Source organism: Hymenobacter sp. CRA2 (assembly GCF_002007105.1).
Taxonomy (GTDB): Bacteria; Bacteroidota; Bacteroidia; order Cytophagales; family Hymenobacteraceae; genus Solirubrum.
Genome location: NZ_MVBC01000033.1, coordinates 1 through 5,530 on the forward strand (window position 1 = coordinate 1; position 5,530 = coordinate 5,530).

General features: G+C 58.8%; 5 protein-coding genes. All 5 read left to right on the forward strand.

Annotated elements, in window-relative coordinates:
• The first annotated feature begins 379 nt into the window (after positions 1–379).
• The gene (locus tag B0919_RS25020; protein ID WP_139362378.1) at positions 380–1,249 is read left to right on the forward strand and encodes a hypothetical protein; all 870 of its coding nucleotides are present in this window, start codon (positions 380–382) and stop codon (positions 1,247–1,249) included.
• 185 nt (positions 1,250–1,434) lie between these two features.
• Complete coding sequence (locus tag B0919_RS24420) at positions 1,435–2,160, forward strand: NADPH-dependent F420 reductase (RefSeq protein WP_078014932.1); 726 nt, start codon at positions 1,435–1,437, stop codon at positions 2,158–2,160.
• A gap of 853 nt (positions 2,161–3,013) precedes the next feature.
• Positions 3,014–4,147, forward strand: a complete 1,134-nt coding sequence (locus tag B0919_RS24425) for a hypothetical protein (RefSeq protein WP_078014933.1) — start codon at positions 3,014–3,016, stop codon at positions 4,145–4,147.
• A gap of 9 nt (positions 4,148–4,156) precedes the next feature.
• Positions 4,157–5,332, forward strand: coding sequence for a hypothetical protein (locus B0919_RS24430; RefSeq protein ID WP_139362379.1), 1,176 nt, complete (start codon positions 4,157–4,159; stop codon positions 5,330–5,332).
• Between the two features lie 11 nt (positions 5,333–5,343).
• A partial coding sequence (locus B0919_RS25030) for a hypothetical protein (protein ID WP_217701078.1) occupies positions 5,344–5,530 on the forward strand: 187 nt, incomplete at its 3' end.

Genomic DNA, 5,530 nt, shown 5'->3' on the forward strand with positions numbered 1-5,530 from the left:
CAGGCCCGTACCCGTGAAGCACTGGAGGCGGCTATCCAAACCGCGGTTGAGTGGATTTCCAGCAAGGATGCCAAAGCCTGGTTCAACCATTGTGGTTATCATGTACATCGTTCATGAATCCGCTATAGATGAGCCGGATGCTCACCTTCATCCAGCAATGTCAAAGCAGTTTATTAACGTGATGAAAAATGTTTTAGTGGATCAATTCAATGTTAGAGCTTGTTTGGATTTTGCTAAAACTGCCTCTGGAACGTCATGCTGAGCTTGTCGAAGCATCTCTACTGCTTCGTTGAATAGTAGCAGGCGAAGCGGAAGAGATGCTTCGACTGCGCTCAGCATGACCTAAAACGAAAATCCCTAACACGCTCTTAGGGTTGTGATGACAACTCATTCTCCATCTACCGTAATATTGGTGCCGGAGGAGTCTTTATTTGAGGTTGTAAAAGTAGGTGAAAGAATAAAAAAGCCAATAAACAAAAATCACGTTATTTCTATTTTAACTTCGGGCTTAATCTTTGTAGGTGAAGGTACTAGATACTATTTGGTAGAGGATAACGACGATGTCAAATTTTATTCTTTTATAAATGATTATCTAGTGACTGAAATGAAAATAAGTGCAGATATTCCCTTGGTATTTATTCCTGCATCAACCAAAGATAAGTCAGGCGGAAAAGACGTAGTTCAAAATTGGGTGACAAAGTTGGTTGAACCCGGCTTAGGTAATATAATAAATGGGTTGATCGATGCTGATAGTGGGAATGTTCCTGAAAATGGTGTTGTTTTATTGAAAAGGTATAGTATTGAGAACTACCTAGTTGATCCTATTATTGTGTATATCGCATTGATGGATAAGGAAGTCAACTTTAAGATTGATGGCCTGAATTTGAGGATAGGTGAAGAATATAAAGTTAAATTTATGCCAAGTTCAGAGCTCCAGTTAATTGTTGATTCTGTTTTAGGTATAGTGGAGCCGGAACTGAGCAAGTACTTTTCGGATTTTGAGCCCGAAAGTGAATGTGAAAAAGTGAGAGTTAAGTTTATAAAGGGTGTAGAACTACTATATCCTAAGTGGGTATTTGCAAGGAGAGGTAAAGCTATACTCAATGAGTTGTATAACGCATTATTTACTAGTCCTGTGGTAAATTTTACTACTTTGTTTAAAGCTGTGAGGAAATCCGGTTTCCTGCCGGTTGAACTAGTTGCGTTATTTGAGGAGTTGAGGCAGCCCAGCGCTACTCAAACGAGCTAATATAAATATAGACGCGACTCGAACTTCCCTGATGTAAGCCCGCCACCAACGCCGCCGGAGCCCCGCTCCGGCGGCGTTGCTCGTTTCAGCCCTTCCCAACAAGAAAAAACCCAAACCCCCACTTCCGCTGTTTACCTCCCTACGCCGGCACCATCACCGGCGCTTGAACCAAACAACACCAACCCATGAACATCGGAATCATCGGCGCGGGCCACATCGGCAGCGCCCTGGCCGGGCGGCTGACGGGCCTCGGCCACACCGTATACATTGCTAACTCCCGCGGGCCGGAAACCCTGCAAGACCTGGCCGAGAAAACCGGCGCTACGCCCGTTACGGCCGAGGAAGCGGCCCAGCGCGGCAGCGACCTACTCGTGGTGACCATCCCGCTCAAGAGCATTCCCAACCTGCCCAAGGACCTGCTGGCGGGCGTGCCGGCCGAGGTGCCCATCATCGATACCAGCAACTACTACCCGCTGCTGCGCGACGGGCAGGTGCCGGAGCTGGAAACCGGCGACCTGACCGAAAGCGGCTGGGTGCAGCAGCACTTGGGCCGCCCGGTGGTGAAGGTGTTCAACAACATCCTCGCCGACCACCTCGCCAAGCCCGGCCAGCCCGCCGGCACCCCCGGCCGCGTGGCCCTGCCCGTAGCCTCCGACGATGCCGCCGCCAAGCAGAAAGTCATGCAGCTGGTGGAGGAGCTGGGCTATGACGCCATCGACGCGGGCACGCTGCGCGAGTCGTGGCGGCAGCAGCCCGGCGGCCCCATCTACTGCAACGACCTGCCGGCCGATGAGGTGCGCGCACAGCTCAGCCGCCTCGGTACCGAGCGCACGCCGGAGCAGCACGCCGAGTTCCTGGCCAACCAGCACAAGCAGGAGCAGGCCATGCAGGCGCAGGGCATCAAGCTGTAAGGAGCCGCCGAGTAGCACCTCGCGGCTAGAACTAGTTCCCCTCCTCAGATGAGGAGGGGCTAGGGGTGGTTGACTTCACGTGAACGTGCTACTCAGGACGTCATGTCGAGCTTGTCGAGACATCTCGCGTGCTGACACCAGATAGTAACTTTAGCTCTAGCTCATCAACCACCCCTAGCCCCTCCTCATCTGAGGAGGGGAACTAGCTTTAGCTTGCTACTAATACTGTGCAAGGCCCTCGAAAGAAACTGGATGGTCTTGCACGCCTGTGCGACAAGTAGCGGAAGTACTTCCACCGGCACCAGCCCGCTGCGGCTGGCGCCAAAGCAGCCGTGCCCAGCGCCCCGTCCGCGTTGAACTAAGCCGCCGAGCTGCGCGGCCTGCTCCGTTACCTCGCTTGTTCTCGTTCTTCCTATTGCACACATGCCGGCGCCCGGCTTCCCACTCGCGGAGGCCGGGCGCTTTGGCGTACGGGGGCGGGGCTCACCCGCCGATAATGACGGTGGGGTAGCCGAGCACGATGGTGCCGCCGTGGGCCGTGGCATCGCCCATGCGGGGGTTCTTCTTCCAACGGGGCGGATTTACACGCTAAGCAGAGGGGTACCACAGTCAAGCAAACGTCCTACTTGGCAGGTGAGCACAAAACGTGCTATTTTTGACCTACTTAGCAGGCTGCATGCGCTCCGTATTATTCACCATATTCTTTCTATTAAGCGCTACTTCTGGTTGGGCGCAGACGTGGCCGCCACCCACTCCGGCGCTTGGGGTACCCACCCCGCCGGTTCCTGCATACCCTGGATTGGGCGGCCTTGCTCCAAGTACGCCCTCTCGCACCCAGGCCCAGAACCAAGCGTTGCTGCAGGAGGCTGACGCCTACATCACCGGGCAGCTCCAGCGCGAGCGGGCGGTGCAGCAAGCTATCCACGAAGAAGAGCAGCGCCGGCGCGGGCAAGCCGCGTTCAACGCCGAGTTCGCGGCCGCCAACCAAGCCCTGTATCGCGCCACCCTGCAGCAGCTGCAGGGCATGCTCGACGGCCGCCAACCGGCCCACCTGCGCCGGGCCGTGTTCCTGACCGAAAATGCTTACCTGAACGGGCAGCTGCGCTACGCCGACTTCAGCACCCAGGTGGACGAGTTGGTCCAGCTCTGCCGGGGCCTCGCCGCGGATTCCGCCCGTCCGAACCCCACCGCCCGGTTCATGGCCCTGCACCGGCTTATGACCGATACCGTCCGCGTGGCCTACGCCGGCCAGCTGGCCTCGGTGCACCTGCCCCCGCGCTACGATTTTCAGGACTTTTGGGGCCGCCAAGACTACACCAAGCAGTTTGTCACCAAGCTGCTGCGCACCAACAGCGGGCAGTGCCACTCCTTGCCCTTGCTCTACAAGCTGGTGGCCGATGGGCTGGGCATCCGCACGTACCTGAGCATGGCGCCCAACCACTCCTACATCCAGGTATTGGACAACCAGGGCGAACTCTACAGCTACGAGCCCACCAACGGGCACTTCGTCAGCGACGCCTACTACATGAGTTCGGGCTTCATCAAGGCCGGCGCGCTGAAGCAACGGGCGTACCTGGACACGCTCACCCAACGCGAAACGCTGGCCGGCCGCGTCTTCGACCTAGCCCAGAGCTATGCCCGGCGCTACGGCCACGACGCCTTCACGGCCCAGTGCGCGGCCCTGGGGCTGCGCTACTACCCGCAGAGCGTCCAAGGCCGCATGCTGGCCCACGACGCGGCCCTGATGGCGTTGATGGTGGCCGTAAAAGCCAACGGTCAGCCCACCGAAGCGCAGGCCCGCCTGAACCCCAAGCTGCGCCCGCTCATGGAAGAAGTCGAGCGCCGCAAGCGGGCCGTCGCGGAGTTGGGCCACGAGGACATGCCGGCCGAGCAGTACGCGCGCTGGCTCCAACAAGTGGAGCAGGAACAAGCCCGCGTGGCCGGCCAGCAAGCCGCCTCGCGCTTTGCGCAGACCGCCCAGAACTAAGTCGTCGCTATGGTATACCGTTACGGTTGTCTCTATTCCTTACTCTCCCTGCTGCTCTTGGGTGCGTGTGCCCGGCGGCCGCCGGTTCTGGAGCCGCTGGCCTCGCGCCGCAGCGCTTACCACGCACCTGTACCCGACCACGGGCCCGGGCCGGTGCCGGCTCAGTTGCCCAGCCTGCCACGGGCCGTCGCTCCTGTGCCCGCCACCAAGCCGTCGGCGGTAGACGTGGCGCGGAATGCGTACGCGCAAGCTTACCAGGAACTGGCCAAGATGCTCGACGGGCGCTACCCGCTCAGCTTCAAGCGCGCCGTCTTCCTGTCGGAGAATGCCTACTTCGACAACCGCTTGAGCTACGACGAGTTCAACGCCCAAATCACCACGCTGGCGCAGGTGTGCCGCCTGCTGAAGTCGGCCAACGACCCGTATTTTCTTTATGACCGGGCCGACAAGGAGCAAGTGGCCCGCAACGCGGCCGTGTTCATGCTGCTGAAGGACAGCACCCGATTGGGCAAGGGCCGCACCCTCGCCCCGTACCGCTACGACTTCGACGACTTCAATGGGGACCGGGACTGGCGCAATATGTTCGTCACGAAGCTGCTGGTTACCCACCGGGGCAATTGCCACTCGCTGCCGTTTCTGTACAAGATCCTGGCGGAGGAGACCGGCGCCCCCGCGTGGTTGGCCCTGGCGCCCAACCACATCTACCTCAAGCAGCACAACGAGAAAGACGGGTGGTACAACACGGAACTGACCAGCCGCACCTTCCCCAACGACGCCTGGCTCACCGCTTCGGGCTACATCAGCAAGCAAACCATTGTCAGCGGCATCTACATGGACACGCTCAGCGCCCAGCAGAGCGTGGCGCTCTGCCTGGTGGACCTGGCCAAAGGCTGTGAGCGTCGCCTAGGACCCGTCGCGGCTGAGCCGTTCGTGCTCCAATGCACGGAACTGGCCTTGCAGCATTTCCCCCACTACATAAACGCCCAGTTGTTGCGCGCCGAAGCGCTGCGGCGGCAGTTTGAGCGACAAACCAACGCGGCCGATTCGCAGCGGGCCTACGCCGCGATGGAAGCGGCCTATACCCGTATCTTCGAGACGGGCTACCGCGAAATGCCGGCGCCGATGTACGCCGAGTGGTTACAGGCCGTCGTGAAAGAAAAAGCCAAGTACCAGACCCAACACTAACCTGGACCCCTATGCGAAATACCTACCCACTGATGTTGTTGCTGGGGCTAGTGTTGCCACTGGTGGCGCAGGCGCAGCAGCCGTTCGAGCGCTTCGGCGTGCAGGTCAAGGTGCTCACGTTGAGCAACGGGCGTTATCCGGAGTTCTACCCCAACGACAGCCTGCGCCGTATTGGCTCGGTGGTCTACAACACCCGCC

Coding starts and splice junctions, on each gene's coding strand:
- B0919_RS25020 (WP_139362378.1), top strand. CDS start 380: ATGACAACTCATTCTCCATCTACCGTAATATTGGTGCCGGAGGAGTCT.
- B0919_RS24430 (WP_139362379.1), top strand. CDS start 4,157: ATGGTATACCGTTACGGTTGTCTCTATTCCTTACTCTCCCTGCTGCTC.
- B0919_RS24420 (WP_078014932.1), top strand. CDS start 1,435: ATGAACATCGGAATCATCGGCGCGGGCCACATCGGCAGCGCCCTGGCC.